This is a genomic window from Rhizobium skierniewicense, assembly GCF_014196515.1.
Lineage (GTDB): Bacteria > Pseudomonadota > Alphaproteobacteria > Rhizobiales > Rhizobiaceae > Agrobacterium > Agrobacterium skierniewicense.
The window spans coordinates 464,455-479,923 of sequence record NZ_JACIDV010000002.1 but is presented as its reverse complement, the minus strand read 5'-3'; the positions used below and the strand labels follow the sequence as shown (position 1 = coordinate 479,923).

Sequence of the window (15,469 nt, the reverse complement as noted above, 5' to 3'; positions counted from 1 at the left end):
ATCCTTCGGGACCAGGCTGTCGAGCGTTACCATCTCGAGAGCCGTCTGTTCGGGAGCAGGTTTCTTCAACATGTCCCAATGAATCATAACCCCCCCGATGTGACCAGGGGTTTGTCAGCAGTCTGGATGCGGGCCTTGGTGCCCGCATTTTGTGTTGGCCCGGTTATCATCGTTGCGCTCCGCGTTTCGGACTGCGGGATCTACTATCATTCGAGGAATGTTGCGGTTGCGCCTTGAACAAATCCGCCGCCAACACACTTATCCCCATGACCTTCCTGCCCGCATCCCTGCGGGCCCACTCCCAAAAACGGAGAAAAACCATGCACACAGTGAACGCCAACGGTGCGAACATTCCAGCTCTCGGCTTCGGCACATTCCGCATGCCGGACGACGATGTCCACCGCATCCTCCCGCAAGCCCTTAAACTCGGCTTTCGCCACGTCGACACCGCGCAGATCTACAAGAACGAAGCCTCTGTGGGCGAGGTGATCGCCAATTCCGGTATTGCGCGTGGCGACATTTTTCTCACCACCAAAGTCTGGGTTGATCAGTACAAGCATGACGATTTCGTCAAATCCGTCGATGAGAGCTTGAAAAAGCTGAAGACCGACTACGTCGATCTTCTATTGCTGCACTGGCCAAAGAGCGATGTGCCGCTGGCAGAGCGGATCGGCGCGTTGAACGCGGTGCACAAGGCTGGCAAAGTCCGCAATATCGGCATTTCCAACTTCAACGTGGCGCTGACAGAAGAAGCTGTGACGCTTTCTGACGCACCCATCGCCAACAACCAGATCGAGTACCACCCCTATCTGGATCAGACGAATGTCATCGAAGCGGCCCGCAAACACGGTCTTTCCGTTACAGCCTATTATCTGATGGCGGATGGCAAGGTGCCTCACGATGCGGTTCTGAAAGACATCGGTGCGAAACACGGCAAGACCGCCGCACAGGTGGCCTTGCGCTGGGCCGTCCAGCAGCCCGATATCATCGCACTTTCCAAGACGGCGACAGAAAGCCGGTTGAAGGAAAATTACGACATCTTCGATTTCGAGCTGTCCAGCGACGACATGCAGGCGATTTTCGCGCTGGCGAAAAAGGATGGCCGGATCGTCAATCCGGGGCATCTGGCACCGGAATGGGATGTTTGATCATAGAGATCACCACCCAAAGAGCCCGGCAGTGATGTCGGGCTTTTTTGGGAAACAGGCTTGAAGCGATAGAAGGGTATCGCTAAGCTGCTCAACTCTGGATTACAACTCGAGCAAGGTGATGCCAGGTCTTATTGGACGACGCGGTTTTATGGCCGGGATGTCGGCGCTCGGACTTTCGGGCACGAGCGTGGCAGGGTCTCAGACTATGACTTCGCAGTGGGACAAGATCGTTGATCAGACCCGGCTGTGCCAACTTGCGTCCCTGAAGTTGAACTTCACAGGCGACTGGCGCTTTTACAAGCCACCGCATTTCAAGATCAAGCCTCCCGCTGAAGAAAGCCGCCTCGTTCGCGTTGAACAAAAGATCGGCCGGCCGCTGCCAAAGACGTTGCGGCATTTCTTCAAGGAGTGCAGCAGCGGGATCGACACGCATTGGCTTTTGCCGGGACATATGTCGGATACCGGCGGCTTGATCGACGTCAAATACAACCTCGTGCCGCCAAAGCCGTTTTCAGACGAAAAAAATGAACCGCTGATCAACAGCGGTGGTGTCCGTATCGATCTTGAGGAGATGGCGGACCTGTGGGCTGCACGGAATGACTGGATTACCAGCTTCCGGCAATCTGCCGCAGAGGCGGAAGACGAAGGCACCAGGGCGCATTACACCGTTTATGCCAATATGATGGAACGGGGCTTCCCCATCACCACCAATGGCGGCGGAGACATCGTCGCGATCGATATGGAATCACCCGGCGAGGAACTGTTCATCAGCTTTCATGATGGTTCAGACGAACCGGCATGGCTGTTCGGTCAAAGCCTGCTGGACCACCTCGACCAGCAGAGCCGCCTCAACTTCCTTGGTTTCGAGATATACATCCTCGAGATTTTCGCCAATGAACAGAAGAGTAAGGCCGCTTTCGACAGGTTTAACGAAACGTATAAGGACCGACAGACAGTCGAAAAAGAAGGGCTGGCGGCGATTAGCGGATGCGTCATTGACTGGACGACGGAAAACGGCAAGGCGTGGCGGGCATGGCTGGGCCTAACGGCGTAGTCCCGCACGCCCATGAGGCGTGCGGCTTTTGTACAGCGCTCAGGCGTGCATCCCGTTCACCATACCAAACACCTGATCGAAATTGCCGTTTTCAGCCGCGAACCTCAGCGGCTTGCAGCGTTCGACGACGATCTCGGTCGCGTCCGGCTGGTTGGTCATGATCTCCATCACCTCGGCAATATAGGCGTCCAACGGCATGGCGCGTTCGTCCGTTGCCTGCTGATCACCCTGCAACGTTGTCTGGACGTAAGGCGGGATGATTTCGATGACATCGACCGAGGTGCCTTTAAGCTGTTCACGGATGGCCATGGAATATCCGTGAATGGCAGATTTCGTGGCGCTGTAGGTGGGCGTCGCCACCATCGGCACAAAGGCAAGCCCGGACGAGACCGTGAGCACTGTCGCCTTCGGCTTCGTCAGGAAATGCGGAAGCAGTGAAGCCGTCAGACGGATGGGGGCCAGTAAATTGGTGGCGATGGTTTCTTCCGCCACATCGATATAATCAGGGGCCGCCTTGATATCCTCGTTCTTCATGATGCCGGCATTGTTGATGACGGCGTTGAGATCGGGATGGTCGGCAATGAGCTTATCGGCAAAAGCACGGATACCCTGCGCATCCGTCGCATCCATCGTGGCCCAGGCCATGCCCGGATTGGCCGTGGCGACCTCCTGCAACAGCGCCGCACGGCGACCGGAAATGATGACCTGATTGCCCAGCGCGTGAAATGCTTCCGCCAGCGCACGACCAATGCCCGAACCGCCGCCTGTGATGAGAATGGTGTTGCCTGTGACGTTCATGGGAGAACCCTTCCTTGTTGCTGAGCCAAAACGTAAGTAGGATGTCTCCTAAAGGGTAGTAGGCACCCGAAAGATTTATACTGACCGAACGGAGAGTGTCGGGATGAAAAGGCATCTGGCCGATAAAACCACCGAGGAAAAACGCCAATACCCGCCGCCGGAAGAGACCGACCCGGTTATCGAGGTGCTGGTGCGTGACATCATCGCCAAGGTCGCGGACAAGTGGACGATGCTTATTCTGGAACTTCTGGAGCAGAAGGGCACACTGCGCTTCACGCAGATCGGCCACCAGGTCGGCGGTATCAGCCAGAAGATGCTGACGAAAACGCTGCGGCAGATGGAATGCGACGGGCTGGTGAAGCGTGTCATCCACCCCGTCATACCACCGCATGTGGATTACAGCCTGACGGCGCTGGGTAACAGTCTCGGCAGTGCCTTTTGCGGCGTGTGGATCTGGGCCGAGACCCACCATGCGGATATAGAAAAGGCGCGGAAAGCGTTCAAGGAACACACACCGCGCCCTGACATGTAATCAGGCGAACTGGCTCAGACCCGGAACGGATGCGATGACCTGATCCACCGTCTCGTCGCCTGCATGCTGGCGGGCGATGGCGATGGTTTCCTTGGCCAGTGCGGAGATTTCGCTCATGCCGAGGCCCTGGCTCATCAGCTGCTGGCCGAGACCCATGATGCCGCCGCCGCCGATGGCGCTCATCAGACCGCCGAGCAGACCGCCGCCGCCCTGGCCTTCACCGTTGAAACGGGCAACCAGATCAGGCGCGCCGGGAATGGCTTCGATCATCCTGGCAACGGGCGCATCATCCGCTTCGCGCTGAAGAAAGCCCAACATCATGCCCAAAGCCTTTTCGGCCTTGTCATGTTCGATACCAACCTTGTCGGCAATCTGCGTAACGATCTCGCTCATAGTGTTCCTCCTGAAAACGAATAAATGACGTTAACGTCAACGTAAAACAACTGAAGTTTGGACACAAGGTGGGAAATCGCGCCGCGTCCAAGTTTGGCAGGCCGCTTCAACAACCTTATCAAACAGTTGTTGAGCGCACAGCCAGTTCCTATAAGACTATTGCAAATATTAGACAAAGGGCATCGCATGCCCGTTTGACCGGAGGAACTGGCGTGATGTTGCAGGACGGAAAGCTCTATATCGGCACAAGCCGCAACGCAGACGACAGCCTGAACAAGGGCGAATATCTCGATCTGAAATTCGGCAACCGCCACGGCCTCATCACCGGCGCCACCGGCACCGGCAAGACTGTCTCGCTTCAGGTTCTGGCCGAGGGCTTTGCCAAGGCGGGCGTGCCCGTTTTCTGCGCCGATGTGAAGGGTGACCTGTCCGGTATTGCGGCAAGGGGTGAGGCCAAGGACTGGGTCACGAAGCGAGCCGAACAGATCGGTTTCACCGACCTGTCCTACGAGCAGTTTCCGGTCATCTTCTGGGACCTCTACGGCGAAAAAGGCCACCGTGTTCGCGCCACCATCGCCGAAATGGGGCCGCTTTTGCTGGCGCGCCTGATGGATGCGTCCGAAGCGCAGGAAGGCGTCCTCAACATCGCCTTCAAGATTGCCGATCAGGGGGGATTGCCGCTTCTGGATCTCAAGGACTTGCAGGCGCTGCTCAACTATATGGGCGAACACGCGTCTGAGCTTTCCAGCCAATTCGGCCTGATTTCCAAATCCTCGGTCGGCTCGCTACAGCGCGGTCTTCTGGTGCTGGAGCAACAGGGGGCCGAACATTTCTTCGGTGAACCGGCGCTGAAGATTTCCGATATCATGCGGATCACGCCTGACGGACGCGGCACGATCTCGGTCCTGGCCGCCGACAAGCTGATGATGAACCCGCGCCTTTACGGCACATTCCTGCTGTGGATGCTGTCTGAACTGTTTGAGGAGCTGCCGGAAATCGGCGATCCCGCCAAGCCCAGGCTTGTCTTCTTCTTCGACGAAGCGCACCTGCTGTTCAACGATGCGCCGCGCGTGCTGGTGGAGCGCGTCGAGCAGGTCGTGCGCCTCATTCGCTCCAAGGGCGTCGGCGTTTACTTCGTGACGCAGAACCCGCTGGATGTGCCGGAAACCGTTCTGGCGCAGCTTGGCAACCGCGTGCAACACGCGCTGCGCGCCTATACGCCGCGTGAGCAGAAGGCCGTCAAAACCGCCGCCGATACATTCCGCCAGAACCCGGCCTTCAGCACGGCAGACGCCATCACCACGCTCGGCACCGGGGAAGCACTGGTTTCGACGCTCGGCGACAAGGGCGCACCCTCCATCGTGGAGCGCACCTTGGTTCGCCCACCCTCGGGCCGCGTCGGTCCCGTCAGCGACGACGAACGCCGCAGCATCATGAGCACCAGCCCGGTTGCCGGGGTCTACGACACCGACCTCGACCGTGAATCCGCCTTCGAACTGCTGGCCGCCCGTGCCCAGAAGGCTGCCGATGCAGAAGCAGCCAAACGGGCCGCCGAAGAACAGGCCAACCAACCGGCCGACAGCGCCTCCAGCCGCTGGAAGCTGCCGGGCTTTGGCGATGACGAGGAGCCGACACAGGCTTCCACCACCGGAACGAAACGCAAGGCTGGCGGCTATCAGCGCGAAACGGTGATCGAGGCGGCGATGAAGAGCGCCGCCCGCACGGTTGCAAGTTCGGTCGGGCGCGCCTTGGTGCGAGGTATCTTGGGAAGTTTGCGACGGTAGGCGCCCCCTCTGTAACCCCGGCCGTGAGCCGGGGTGACGGTGAAGAGATCATCGCTCCCGATAAAAAATCATTCCCCCGTGATACAACACATCATCCACGAACTCGCCGTCTGCGGTAAAGCCCGTATCGTCCCAATAGTCGATATGATTGCCGTTGATCTCATAGCGGCCCTGATAGGCGCTTTTTCGGTTGCCACGCGCTTCGTCATACCGTCCATTCAGCAACAGTTCCTGGCGAATATGGCCGTCGCCTGTCACCCACATGCCGAGATAGGGGTGCATCTGGTTTTGGGATGTTGAGTTCGTCATCTGTACCTTTCTCATGGAGTTGGCTGCGGGCGAAATGCCATCAATGGCGGCGGTTGCCAGTGCGATGGCAACCGAGGTCGAGACCATGTTCATCGATTGCTCCCATCACGCAGCGGTCGGGCGAACGACGATTTCGTTGACATCGACATCATCAGGTTGTTCGATCGCAAACCGCACGGCGCGACCGATCGCGTTGGGTTTCAGCGCGATGGCGCGATAACCCTTCATCAGTTCCGCAGCAGCGGGGTCGGTGATGGTGCTGGCCAACTCGCTTTCCACCACGCCAGGGTGAATGCAGGTCACGCGGATGTCCTTGTTTTCCTGACGCAGCCCATCGGAAATGGCACGCACCGCGAATTTCGTGGCGCAATAGACCGCTGCCGTTGGCGATACCGCAAGCGCACCGATGGAGGCGATGTTGATGATCTGGCCGGATTTCCGGCTGGTCATCTCCGGCAACACGGCGGCAACGCCGTAAAGCACGCCCTTGATGTTGACGTCGATCATACGGTCCCACTCATCGACCTTGAGCGATGACATCAACGACAGCGGCATGATGCCGGCATTGTTGACGATGACATCGATGTGGCCGAATGCCTTGCGTCCCGCATCCGCAAAGGCTGCCACGCTTTCCCGGTCCGTCACGTCGAGGGAGTGGGGAACGACCTCAGCGCCCAACTGGCGAAGCTCATTCGCCAATGTTTCCAGACGGTCCATGCGACGTGCGCCGATGACGAGTCTTGCGCCCGCAACGGCCAGTTCGCGCGCAATGCCTTCGCCAATACCGCTCGATGCACCTGTAATGAGAACGACTTTGTTCAATACCATGATTTATCTCCTTTTTCCCAGCGCGCCGTGTCCGGTCGGTGCTGTTGCGAAGAAGATAGTTCAGTGGCATTGTCGTGATAACTGGCTCAGTTCTAACTTCGATGGATAAAAAATCTAACCAATGCACATCGATCTCAATGCTCTCTCGATTCTCTGCATGGTCGCAGAAGAGCGTAATTTCCGCGCTGCCGCTGATCGTTTGGGCGTGACCCGGTCCGCTGTCAGCCAGACCATCCGCAAGCTGGAAGAAACGATGGGAATAGCGCTGGTGCAGCGCACGACCCGCAGTGTCAGCCTGACGGAAGCGGGGCAGAACCTCTATGCGCAGGTGTCTCCATCCATCGCAAATATCACCCAGGCAGCGCGCGTCACCTCGTCACTCGGCGGGACCGTGCGCGGGCAATTGCGGCTGGCTGTGTCGTCAATTGCAGAACGGTTTCTCTCCGGCCCGCTGCTTGCCAGCTTTGCGCAGGCCTATCCGGATGTTCAGCTGGATATCATCGTGACCGATGAGGAGTTCGATATCGTGACTGAGCGATATGATGCGGGCGTGCGGCTGGGCGAATTGATTGCACAGGACATGATCGCCGTGCCCGTATCGGTCGAGCAGCGCCAGCTTCCGGTCTGTTCGCCCGCTTATAGAGACCGTAACGGTGTGCCATCCCACCCCGCAGACCTCATTGGCCACAGCTGCATCGGCTGGCGCCCGCGCCCCGGCGTTGCGCCATACCGCTGGGAATTTGCGGAAAACGACCGTGAATTTGCCGTGGCGGTTCAGCCGGAATTTACCACCAACGACATGCAGCTCATGATCAAGCTCGCCTGCGCGGGGGCTGGCATTACCTTTGGAATGGAAGAAACGTTTCGACCCTATATCGAGCGTGGACAATTGGTGCCGATGCTCGAAGATTATTGCCACAGCTTCGCGGGCTTCTATCTCTACTACCCCAGCCGCCGCAATCTGGCACCCAAGCTTCGCGCCTTCATCGACCATGTGCGGCTGCCAAGGGGTGGGTGATCCCCGCCCCTCACCTCATTTTGCTGGAGAAACCAGCGAGAAACAGGCCCCATCCGGGCGGCAGTTGACGATCCAGCTGCCGCCCGGAACCTCCATCGGGCCGTTGACGACCTTGCCGTCACCGGTGCTGACGCGGATGGTGGTGGCTTCGATGCCATCGACATTGAAGCAATAACCCCAGATACAGAGCGTCTACGGCCGGGTTTGGTCAGCCTGGGCTAGGCGCTCAACATTTTTGCGATGCGCGGGTCTCCCGCAAAATCGTCCGCGGCAAAACCAATGCGCTGCATCGGGAAATCGCACAGCGCCTGAATGCCGGTTTTCGCCAGCCGGATACGCCAGTTGATCCGCTCCACCGGTTGCTTCTTTTCAAAGGCGAGCGGCGTGAGAAGGGCCATGTTGAGCCCGCCATGGGGATCGCGCACGGACTGATAGAGGATGGCCTCCACATTCGCTGCCCGCGCTGTGTCCGCCAAGGCCTGACAAGGCGCGTAGTCCGTCGGATGCGTCCAGGCCGCACCGTTGCCCGACAGCTGGGGCTGGGTCAGATCGATGGCAGAACGCGTGCCGATCTCAGCGGAAAAGGCGGTGTATTCCGCCGCGTTTGCGGGCAGTCGCGTGGCAGGAGATTCGGCATAGAACAACAGGCGATAGAACGCCATTTCGGCGAGCGCCGTTTCCACTCTGGCCGAGGCGTAATAGACGCCCTTGGTCCAACCTGCCCGGCGAAAGCGTGAACCATGGGGATAGGCGGCATCGTAGCGAAAGGGTGTGGCCAGCAGATAATCGAGGCCCGCACACTCTGGCGGAAAGCGGCGTTTGCTGTCTTCCAGAATATCTTCCAGCAGCGACTGCTCATCCACGGTGTCGACGAGCTTCATCGTGGAGACCTGATGCTGCGCCTCCACAAGTCGCCACCAATGGCCTGATACGGTGCGTTTTTCAGATTGGAGCGCGTCTGGCGTCCAGATAGGCAAGGACATCGAGCAATCCGGTAATGGTTGTGAGTTTCTCCGCAGGGACTGCGTCAAGCGCTTCGTTGTGGTTTCGCATCCAGCCACGCGCCACCCCGTCATCGCCACCGACGATGGCGTCGAGTGAGCGAAACACCCGGATCAACAGAACCGCCAGTTCGAACGCTTTGCTACCGGGCTCCAGAATGAAATCAAGCCGCTTCATGCGCGAAACGGTCGGGGCTGAAACCCCCAGAACATCCGCCACACGGGCCGCGTTCAGGCCCAGCCTGTCTGCAGCAGAGACCACAGCCTTCGTCACGACACGACCCTGCTCCGCCGCGTCGAAAGAGGGTTTGACCTGGATATTCATGCGCAAATCCTTTCCTTGGAAAGAATATAGCAAATTTCTTTCTGAAAGCAACAAGGGCTGGCGATGACGCCAGCCCTTGCCGTGTCGCACATCGGGGGGACGAGATTATGCAGCAGAAACAGGAACTTCAGTGGAGGTGCGCATCGCATGCGAGTAAGGGCATACGATATGCGCCTTCTGGATCAGGTCATCAGCGACGTCCTTGTCGAGACCGGGGATATTCACCTTGAGCGACACTTCAATGCCAAAGCCGGTGCCATCGTCCCGTGGGCCGATGCCGACAGTTGCGGTGACCTTGGTGTCTTCTGGAATCTTGACCTTTTCCTTGCCGGCAACGTTCTTCAACGCGCCGAGAAAGCAGGCGGAGTAGCCGGCTGCAAACAACTGTTCAGGATTGGTGCCGGTTGCGCCGTCGCCGCCGAGTTCCTTTGGAACTGTCAGAGTGACGTCCAGAACGCCGTCCTCGGACTTGGCGTTGCCTGCACGGCCGCCTGTTGCGGATGCCTGTGTTGTATAGAGAATAGCCATGTCATTCACTTCCTTCGGTTGATGTTGACGATCATATAGCTCACAATTAAATTGTTCGCAATATAATTTTGCGCATTGAGATATTTTTCGATCTCTGACATAACAATTTGAAAGATTGCGTTGCCTTTTGCATGTGGCAGGAACCGAGTGACGGGATAAATTGTTCCCTCTCCAGCCGCATATTTGGAGCCCACACATGGACGACGGAACGATGGAAAGCCTTCTGAGGCTGGACCTGCAAATATGTTTTGCGCTGTATGGCGCGTCACATGCGTTCAACCGTGCCTATAAACCTCTGCTTGAGCCGCTGGGCCTCACCTACCCGCAATATCTCGTCATGATGGCGCTGTGGGAAAAAGAAACCGCCACCGTCAAAACACTGGGCGAAATGCTCGGCCTGGATTCCGGTACCCTCTCCCCCCTTCTCAAAAGGCTGGAACATGCGGGGCTGATTACCCGCAAACGCGGTACGGTGGACGAGCGTCAGGTGATGATCGCGCTGACGGGCGAAGGGGCGGAGTTGAAGACGAAGGCGACGGATGTCATGCGCTCGATTGGAGAGGCGACGGGATGTACCCTCGATGAGTTGGGGCAGCTTCGTGATCGACTGAACGCGTTGAAAGAGAGTTTGGTTAAAGAGTAAAAATGCCAGAGCGGTCGGCGGGCTGTCAGTCACCGCGTGTTCAAGCATTCCCTCTGCTGTTGGCAGCGCGAACCATCATCGGGATAAGAAAGAGATCGACCAGCACCCATCCCGCAGCGATCATCGCCATAAAGTAAGCCACATCGAACAGGTTCAGTACCGCCGGAAGCAGAAAAGCACAGATCCCAAACAGCAGTTGCAATACGGCAGATCGCGTATAACCGAGGTAAAATCGATGCAGCCCCAGCATTCCCCCGCCGCCCATGATCGCCATCACATAGGCCACCCACATGACCTTGCGGTCGACCACCTTTATGACAGGCTGCACTGGAGCGGTTCCCTGGGAGACACGACCGGAAATTTTTGGAATGCTGACCAATCTCTGAACCCTCAAGCTGCAAATGGCTAAGAGTTACCGTTCCTGAGACGAAAAAATCAATCAAAAATTGAAACTGATGACAAGAAACAAAAAAGCCGCAGACATCATGCTGTGTGCGGCTCCTTCGTTCATGTCATAGGATCGGCTTACTGCCAAACCACAACCCGCGCCTTGTTCGGCACACGGTCGTAGAGGTCGATCACGTCCTGGTTCATCAGGCGTACGCAGCCGGATGACACGGCCTTGCCGATGGAGCTCCACTCCGGAGACCCATGCAAACGGTAAAGCGTATCCTTGCCGTTCTGGAAGATGTAGAGCGCGCGGGCACCAAGCGGATTTTTCAGGCCCGGTGGCATACCGCCATTCTTGGAGGAGAACTTGGTCAGTTCCGGCTGGCGAGCCACCATTTCGTCCGGTGGGGTCCACTTCGGCCACTTCTGACGCCACTGGATGACGCCTTCGCCCGACCATGCGAAGCCTTCGCGACCGATGCCGACGCCGTAGCGCATGGCGGAGCCGCCGGGCTCGACGACATAGAGGAAGCGCGAGCGCGTATCCACGACAACGGTGCCAGCTGGTTCGCCGGTGGGATCAACCACGCGCTGACGGTAATAACGACGGTCGATTTTCTGATAGGGAATGGCGGGAATGACGTAGCCACCATCTTCAACCGTCCCGTACATGACGGAAAGCTCGGCATCGGAAATGCCACCTGCAAACATCGAGCGGAAATCGCCTGCGATATTGCCTGCAAGGCTACCCGGCTGCACGCTGCTGTAGGGACGGACGCCGGAAGAAGCGCAGCCCGCCAGAAGCGACGCAGAGGAAAGGCCAAGGAGGGAAAGGAAGGTACGTCTGGAAAGATCTGTGTCGGTGCTCATCATAAGGCCGTTTTTTTCTCACATCGAAGCGACTGGGGCGGATGTTGCGCGGGGCTGCGGAACCATCCTACAATCTCGCTGTACATCGTTTGTTCCACGACTGTTCAGGTATGGCCATAGTAGTTAATACATCCCTAAAGACCAGTTTCCCGACAGCAACATGGTCCGTTTAGGACAGCATTCTTGGCATGCGTGATCAGATAACCACAATCGGCGCGCCCTTCGGGACGCGTTCGTAGAGATCGATGACGTCCTGATTGAGCATGCGCACGCAACCGGATGATGTCGCCTTGCCCACCGACTGCCAGTCCGGCGTGCCATGGACGCGATAAAGCGTGTCCTTGCCGTCCTTGAAAATATAAAGCGCCCGGGCACCGAGCGGATTGTTGAGACCGGGGATCATGCCGCCATTGGCCGCCGAGATCGACGCCAACTCGGGTTGCCGCTGAACCATCTCGTCCGGCGGCGTCCAGCGTGGCCATTTGGCTTTCCACTGGATCTTGCCGCGACCGGCCCAGGCATAACCATCGCGCCCCAGACCGACACCATAGCGAACCGCCTTGCCACCCGGTTGAACGAGATAGAGGAAATGCTGCTTGGTATCGACCACGATCGTACCCGGTGCTTCCGCCGTCTGATAGGTCACGTCCTGACGCAGAAAGCGGGAATCGACCCGCGAATAGGGAATGGCTGGCAACGTGTGACCTTCGTCGCTGATCTGACCATAGATGACGCGATGCAGCGGGTTGGACACCGGCAGGCCATAACCGCGCGTCTGGTCGCTATAAGCGGGGGACAGGCCGGAACCCGTTGGCCGGGCCGTGGACGGCGGTCCGTACAGCTGCTGGAACTGCGAACGGAACAAGTCCGGCGGGCGGCTGTTGATCGAGCCGGGCGTGGGCGGCAATGGAGGGCGCGGAATGGAGCCGACATTGTTGTAGTTGAAGACGGGCGCCGTTTCCTGCACGAAGACATCCGGGTTCATGCGACTGGTATCCGTCACGAACAGACAGCCGCTCAACAGCGGCATCAGCGCAAGTACCGCAAGAGACACAAGGCGACGGCAGGTTTTCAAGGGTACAGTCATGGAACCGCTTCAAGAGGAGGCATCGTTTTAACGACAATGCCCTGCCCGGCTGGCGCGAAGCTGGAGCCAAATCCAGTTACGACCCGTATCAGGCGAACTGGTTGAAGAAACGAATGCTTTCCACCACCGCACCCGGCACCACGCCATTATGGTTGCCGGGCAACAGCATCTTGTCGATCTTCATACCCGCAAACCGCGCCCGCTCCATCAGCAGCTTGTGGTCGGCATCGAACGGGCGCTCCTCCGTGCCGCGCAGCAACAAGGTCGGGCATTTGAGGCTCGGTCCGAAACACACAGAAGAGCGCATGACGAACTCCTGCTCGTCGCTGCCGTCAAAACAGATCTCGTCGGCGTAGCGGTTGAAATACCGCCACGAATTGACGCCAGCCGAAATCGGCACGGACGCGCGGAACTTGCGCGTCATCGATGCCAGCAGCGACAGCGTGCCGCCATTGGAGTGACCTGCGAGAAACAGGCGATCCTGATCGATCCCCGGCAGGTTTTCGAGGTAGGAAGCCGCCGCCAGTGCATCGGCGGTCTCGTCATAGAAGCCGGAATAATTTCCCTGTTGTCCGTTTTCACCACGGAAAGACGGGAGCAACACCACAAAGCCCGCTTCCCAATAGGGCTTCATCAGCGCCCAGTGCCCGTCGCCTGTGGCATTGCCGCCGTGGAGAAACAGAACCGCAGGCTTCAGCTTGGTGCTTGGCTCATACTGCGAAAGCCACGCGACCAACTCGATGGAACCATGTGGTCCACCCGGATAGGTCACGCGGGTCGCACCCGGAGGCGTGCCCAACGGCGTGGACTTCTCGGGCGCGGCGATCTTCCTCAGCAGGTGCGTTTGAAACTGCTGGCGTGCATTGGCATAGTCTTCCGTCGCCAGCGGCAAAACCTGCGGCATGACGAGGTTCGCACGCCCCTGAGACGGCAGCAAAGCCGCTGCGGAAAGCCCTGCCGCCCCAGCCAGTAAAGTGCGCCGCGTCAGGGTTTGTTGGGAGACAGTACCGAAAAAAGACGAAGGTGTTTCTGCCATGTGCGAGGACCCGAAATTTCATGAAGCGCGGGTTAATTTCACCACTACAAGATTGAATTGTCCACTCACTGTTTTGAGAAAGCGAACGAAACCTGTCAGGACTTCGCGTCGATCATCGCCATGAGCGTCGATAGCCGATCCGCTTCCGATGGCAGCTTGTCGGCGCGCAGTCTGGCGATGCGGGGAAACCGCATGGCGACGCCCGATTTGTGGCGGTTGGAACGGTTGATGCCCTCGAACGCAACTTCCAGCACAAAACCGAATTGCGGCGTGGCCCGTACCGCACGGACCGGGCCGAAGCGCTCCACGGTGTTGTCGCGCACGAATTTGTCCAGCACTTCCAGCTCCGCATCGGTAAAGCCGAAATAGGCCTTGCCCACCGGCACCAGCTGCTCTCCGCCTTCGCTTTCCGACCAGACGCCGAAGGTGAAATCCGAATAATAGCTGGAGCGTTTGCCGTGACCGCGCTGGGCATACATCATCACGGCATCGATGTTGAAGGGATCACGCTTCCACTTGAACCACGGGCCTTTGGCACGACCTGCCTGATAAATGCTGTCCTTGCGCTTGATCATCACGCCTTCGATGACAGGATCGGGGGGTGCTTTCCGCAAGGTTTCCAGCTCATCCCAGCTGGAAAACGGGACGAGCGGCGACAGATCGAAGCGGTCGTGCGGCGCCTCTTCGATCATGCGCGTCAGCTTTTCCCGACGTTTCAGAAAGACCTCGCCACGTATGTCGTCCTCGCCTTCGAACAAAAGGTCATAGGCGCGGATAAAGGCCGGGTATTCCTCCAGCATCTTGGCCGTCACCGTTTTTCGGTTCAGGCGTTGCTGGAGATCTGAAAAGGTGCGGGTGGCGATATTGGAGCGGGCAGTGCCACCGATCAACAGCTCGCCATCGACGACGCCTTCGAAATTGATGCGTTCGAGAATATCGGGAAACGCGCCTGAGATATCGTCGCCGGATCGCGAGTAGAGCTTCCGGGTCTCGCCGGATCTGGACAGTTGCACGCGGATGCCATCCCACTTCCATTCAGCAACGAAATCCTGCGGGGCAAGGTTTTTCAGGTCATTGTCGCCCACGGGCGTCGAGAGCATCACGGAGTGAAAAATCGCGGGTGTGGCGAGGACAGGACGCTCGGACTTGCCTTCCAGCCATGCGAATAATGGCTCATAGGGTGGCTCCAGACCATGCCACAGCGTTTCGATTTCGGTGATGTCCCGCCCACCGAAATCCGCAAGGGCCTGTCGCGCAAGCCGTGCCGATACGCCGATGCGCAGGCCTCCAGTGACGAGTTTGAGGAAGGCGAAGCGTGAGGAGGTTTCAAGCCTGTCGAGGAGATCGCGGACCGCAGAGCGCACCTCCGTTCGCCCCAGCGAATTCATCAGGGTGACGATTTCGCCAAGGCCCGGATCTTCGACGTCAGGCGGATTGTCAGTCTGGCTGGTATCCCAGACAAGCGAGATGGTCTCGGCCAGGTCGCCGACATAGTCATAGGAATAGCGGAACAGCACGTCGTCCATGCGTTCCAGCACCAGTTCGCGCAACATGGCGGGCTTGACGCTTTTCAGGTCCAGCGTGCCTGCAATCGCCGCGAGGCCATAGCCCCTGTCAGGGTCGGGCGTATCTCGGAAGTAATCGCTCAACAGCTTGAGCTTGCCATTACGCGACGGTGTGAGGACGAGGCGGTCGAGGAGAGTTGCGAAGGCTTTCACAGAA

Annotated in this window: 18 protein-coding genes and 1 pseudogene; 6 read left to right on the top strand and 13 right to left on the bottom strand. The window is 58.3% G+C overall.

Going from position 1 to position 15,469, the window contains the following annotated elements:
- Window positions 1-320: 320 nt before the first annotated feature.
- Window positions 321-1,148 (top strand): aldo/keto reductase, encoded by an 828-nt coding sequence (locus GGQ73_RS05030; protein ID WP_183894423.1) that lies wholly within the window; start codon window positions 321-323, stop codon window positions 1,146-1,148.
- A gap of 208 nt (window positions 1,149-1,356) precedes the next feature.
- Entirely contained in the window at window positions 1,357-2,205 is an 849-nt protein-coding gene (locus tag GGQ73_RS05025) for an SMI1/KNR4 family protein (protein ID WP_183894421.1), read from the top strand.
- Between the two features lie 39 nt (window positions 2,206-2,244).
- Here GGQ73_RS05025 and GGQ73_RS05020 read toward each other — a convergent pair whose 3' ends face one another.
- Complete coding sequence (locus tag GGQ73_RS05020; RefSeq protein ID WP_183894419.1) at window positions 2,245-3,003, bottom strand: SDR family oxidoreductase; 759 nt, start codon at window positions 3,001-3,003, stop codon at window positions 2,245-2,247.
- A 103-nt stretch (window positions 3,004-3,106) separates the two neighbouring features.
- Between GGQ73_RS05020 and GGQ73_RS05015 the strand changes: the two genes are divergently transcribed.
- Window positions 3,107-3,535 (top strand): winged helix-turn-helix transcriptional regulator, encoded by a 429-nt coding sequence (locus tag GGQ73_RS05015; protein ID WP_183894417.1) that lies wholly within the window; start codon window positions 3,107-3,109, stop codon window positions 3,533-3,535.
- Here GGQ73_RS05015 and GGQ73_RS05010 read toward each other — a convergent pair whose 3' ends face one another.
- Entirely contained in the window at window positions 3,536-3,928 is a 393-nt protein-coding gene (locus GGQ73_RS05010) for a DUF937 domain-containing protein (protein WP_174152365.1), read from the bottom strand.
- Between the two features lie 215 nt (window positions 3,929-4,143).
- Here GGQ73_RS05010 and GGQ73_RS05005 point away from each other — a divergent pair, with 215 nt between their 5' ends.
- A complete protein-coding gene (locus GGQ73_RS05005; RefSeq protein ID WP_183894415.1) occupies window positions 4,144-5,712 on the top strand; it encodes a helicase HerA-like C-terminal domain-containing protein in 1,569 nt (522 codons plus the stop codon).
- A 48-nt stretch (window positions 5,713-5,760) separates the two neighbouring features.
- Here the strand turns inward: GGQ73_RS05005 and GGQ73_RS05000 are convergent, their stop codons facing one another.
- A complete protein-coding gene (locus tag GGQ73_RS05000) occupies window positions 5,761-6,114 on the bottom strand; it encodes an Atu4866 domain-containing protein (protein WP_183894413.1) in 354 nt (117 codons plus the stop codon).
- Window positions 6,115-6,126: 12 nt separating this feature from the next.
- Complete coding sequence (locus GGQ73_RS04995; protein WP_174152363.1) at window positions 6,127-6,849, bottom strand: SDR family oxidoreductase; 723 nt, start codon at window positions 6,847-6,849, stop codon at window positions 6,127-6,129.
- 121 nt (window positions 6,850-6,970) lie between these two features.
- Between GGQ73_RS04995 and GGQ73_RS04990 the strand changes: the two genes are divergently transcribed.
- On the top strand, window positions 6,971-7,867 hold the full coding sequence (locus GGQ73_RS04990) for a LysR family transcriptional regulator (RefSeq protein ID WP_183894411.1): 897 nt from the start codon (window positions 6,971-6,973) through the stop codon (window positions 7,865-7,867).
- Window positions 7,868-7,882: 15 nt separating this feature from the next.
- Here the strand turns inward: GGQ73_RS04990 and GGQ73_RS22885 are convergent.
- From GGQ73_RS22885 to GGQ73_RS04975, 4 genes and pseudogenes are all read right to left on the bottom strand, one after another.
- Window positions 7,883-8,056 (bottom strand): annotated as a pseudogene (locus GGQ73_RS22885) (VOC family protein); the annotation flags it as partial.
- Between the two features lie 29 nt (window positions 8,057-8,085).
- Window positions 8,086-8,850, bottom strand: coding sequence for an RES family NAD+ phosphorylase (locus GGQ73_RS04985; protein WP_183894409.1), 765 nt, complete (start codon window positions 8,848-8,850; stop codon window positions 8,086-8,088).
- A complete protein-coding gene (locus GGQ73_RS04980) occupies window positions 8,810-9,193 on the bottom strand; it encodes an MbcA/ParS/Xre antitoxin family protein (protein WP_183894407.1) in 384 nt (127 codons plus the stop codon). Before GGQ73_RS04980 ends, GGQ73_RS04985 begins: the two co-directional genes overlap by 41 nt.
- Window positions 9,194-9,298: 105 nt before the next feature.
- On the bottom strand, window positions 9,299-9,721 hold the full coding sequence (locus GGQ73_RS04975) for an organic hydroperoxide resistance protein (RefSeq protein ID WP_183894405.1): 423 nt from the start codon (window positions 9,719-9,721) through the stop codon (window positions 9,299-9,301).
- 196 nt (window positions 9,722-9,917) lie between these two features.
- On the opposite strand from GGQ73_RS04975, the gene GGQ73_RS04970 reads away from it, so the two are divergent.
- The gene (locus GGQ73_RS04970) at window positions 9,918-10,364 is read left to right on the top strand and encodes a MarR family winged helix-turn-helix transcriptional regulator (protein ID WP_286089340.1); all 447 of its coding nucleotides are present in this window, start codon (window positions 9,918-9,920) and stop codon (window positions 10,362-10,364) included.
- Between the two features lie 40 nt (window positions 10,365-10,404).
- On the opposite strand, the gene GGQ73_RS04965 is transcribed toward GGQ73_RS04970, so the two are convergent.
- The 5 genes from GGQ73_RS04965 to GGQ73_RS04945 form a co-directional block, all read right to left on the bottom strand.
- Complete coding sequence (locus tag GGQ73_RS04965; RefSeq protein WP_210290033.1) at window positions 10,405-10,743, bottom strand: NINE protein; 339 nt, start codon at window positions 10,741-10,743, stop codon at window positions 10,405-10,407.
- 146 nt (window positions 10,744-10,889) lie between these two features.
- The gene (locus tag GGQ73_RS04960) at window positions 10,890-11,627 is read right to left on the bottom strand and encodes a L,D-transpeptidase (protein ID WP_183894403.1); all 738 of its coding nucleotides are present in this window, start codon (window positions 11,625-11,627) and stop codon (window positions 10,890-10,892) included.
- A gap of 193 nt (window positions 11,628-11,820) precedes the next feature.
- Window positions 11,821-12,711 carry a L,D-transpeptidase gene (locus tag GGQ73_RS04955; protein ID WP_183894401.1) on the bottom strand — a complete coding sequence of 297 codons (891 nt, stop codon included), beginning with the start codon at window positions 12,709-12,711 and terminating at the stop codon, window positions 11,821-11,823.
- Window positions 12,712-12,799: 88 nt separating this feature from the next.
- A complete protein-coding gene (locus GGQ73_RS04950; protein WP_174152356.1) occupies window positions 12,800-13,747 on the bottom strand; it encodes an alpha/beta hydrolase family protein in 948 nt (315 codons plus the stop codon).
- Window positions 13,748-13,842: 95 nt separating this feature from the next.
- Window positions 13,843-15,465, bottom strand: coding sequence for a cisplatin damage response ATP-dependent DNA ligase (locus GGQ73_RS04945; RefSeq protein WP_183894399.1), 1,623 nt, complete (start codon window positions 15,463-15,465; stop codon window positions 13,843-13,845).
- Window positions 15,466-15,469: the final 4 nt, after the last annotated feature.

Bases quoted from the DNA above. Each gene is read 5' to 3' on its own strand.
- GGQ73_RS05030 (WP_183894423.1), top strand. From the start codon at position 321: ATGCACACAGTGAACGCCAACGGTGCGAACATTCCAGCTCTCGGCTTC.
- GGQ73_RS05025 (WP_183894421.1), top strand. From the start codon at position 1,357: ATGACTTCGCAGTGGGACAAGATCGTTGATCAGACCCGGCTGTGCCAA.
- GGQ73_RS05020 (WP_183894419.1), bottom strand. From the start codon at position 3,003: ATGAACGTCACAGGCAACACCATTCTCATCACAGGCGGCGGTTCGGGC.
- GGQ73_RS05015 (WP_183894417.1), top strand. From the start codon at position 3,107: ATGAAAAGGCATCTGGCCGATAAAACCACCGAGGAAAAACGCCAATAC.
- GGQ73_RS05010 (WP_174152365.1), bottom strand. From the start codon at position 3,928: ATGAGCGAGATCGTTACGCAGATTGCCGACAAGGTTGGTATCGAACAT.
- GGQ73_RS05005 (WP_183894415.1), top strand. From the start codon at position 4,144: ATGTTGCAGGACGGAAAGCTCTATATCGGCACAAGCCGCAACGCAGAC.
- GGQ73_RS05000 (WP_183894413.1), bottom strand. From the start codon at position 6,114: ATGAACATGGTCTCGACCTCGGTTGCCATCGCACTGGCAACCGCCGCC.
- GGQ73_RS04995 (WP_174152363.1), bottom strand. From the start codon at position 6,849: ATGGTATTGAACAAAGTCGTTCTCATTACAGGTGCATCGAGCGGTATT.
- GGQ73_RS04990 (WP_183894411.1), top strand. From the start codon at position 6,971: ATGCACATCGATCTCAATGCTCTCTCGATTCTCTGCATGGTCGCAGAA.
- GGQ73_RS04985 (WP_183894409.1), bottom strand. From the start codon at position 8,850: ATGTCCTTGCCTATCTGGACGCCAGACGCGCTCCAATCTGAAAAACGC.
- GGQ73_RS04980 (WP_183894407.1), bottom strand. From the start codon at position 9,193: ATGAATATCCAGGTCAAACCCTCTTTCGACGCGGCGGAGCAGGGTCGT.
- GGQ73_RS04975 (WP_183894405.1), bottom strand. From the start codon at position 9,721: ATGGCTATTCTCTATACAACACAGGCATCCGCAACAGGCGGCCGTGCA.
- GGQ73_RS04970 (WP_286089340.1), top strand. From the start codon at position 9,918: ATGGACGACGGAACGATGGAAAGCCTTCTGAGGCTGGACCTGCAAATA.
- GGQ73_RS04960 (WP_183894403.1), bottom strand. From the start codon at position 11,627: ATGATGAGCACCGACACAGATCTTTCCAGACGTACCTTCCTTTCCCTC.
- GGQ73_RS04955 (WP_183894401.1), bottom strand. From the start codon at position 12,711: ATGACTGTACCCTTGAAAACCTGCCGTCGCCTTGTGTCTCTTGCGGTA.
- GGQ73_RS04950 (WP_174152356.1), bottom strand. From the start codon at position 13,747: ATGGCAGAAACACCTTCGTCTTTTTTCGGTACTGTCTCCCAACAAACC.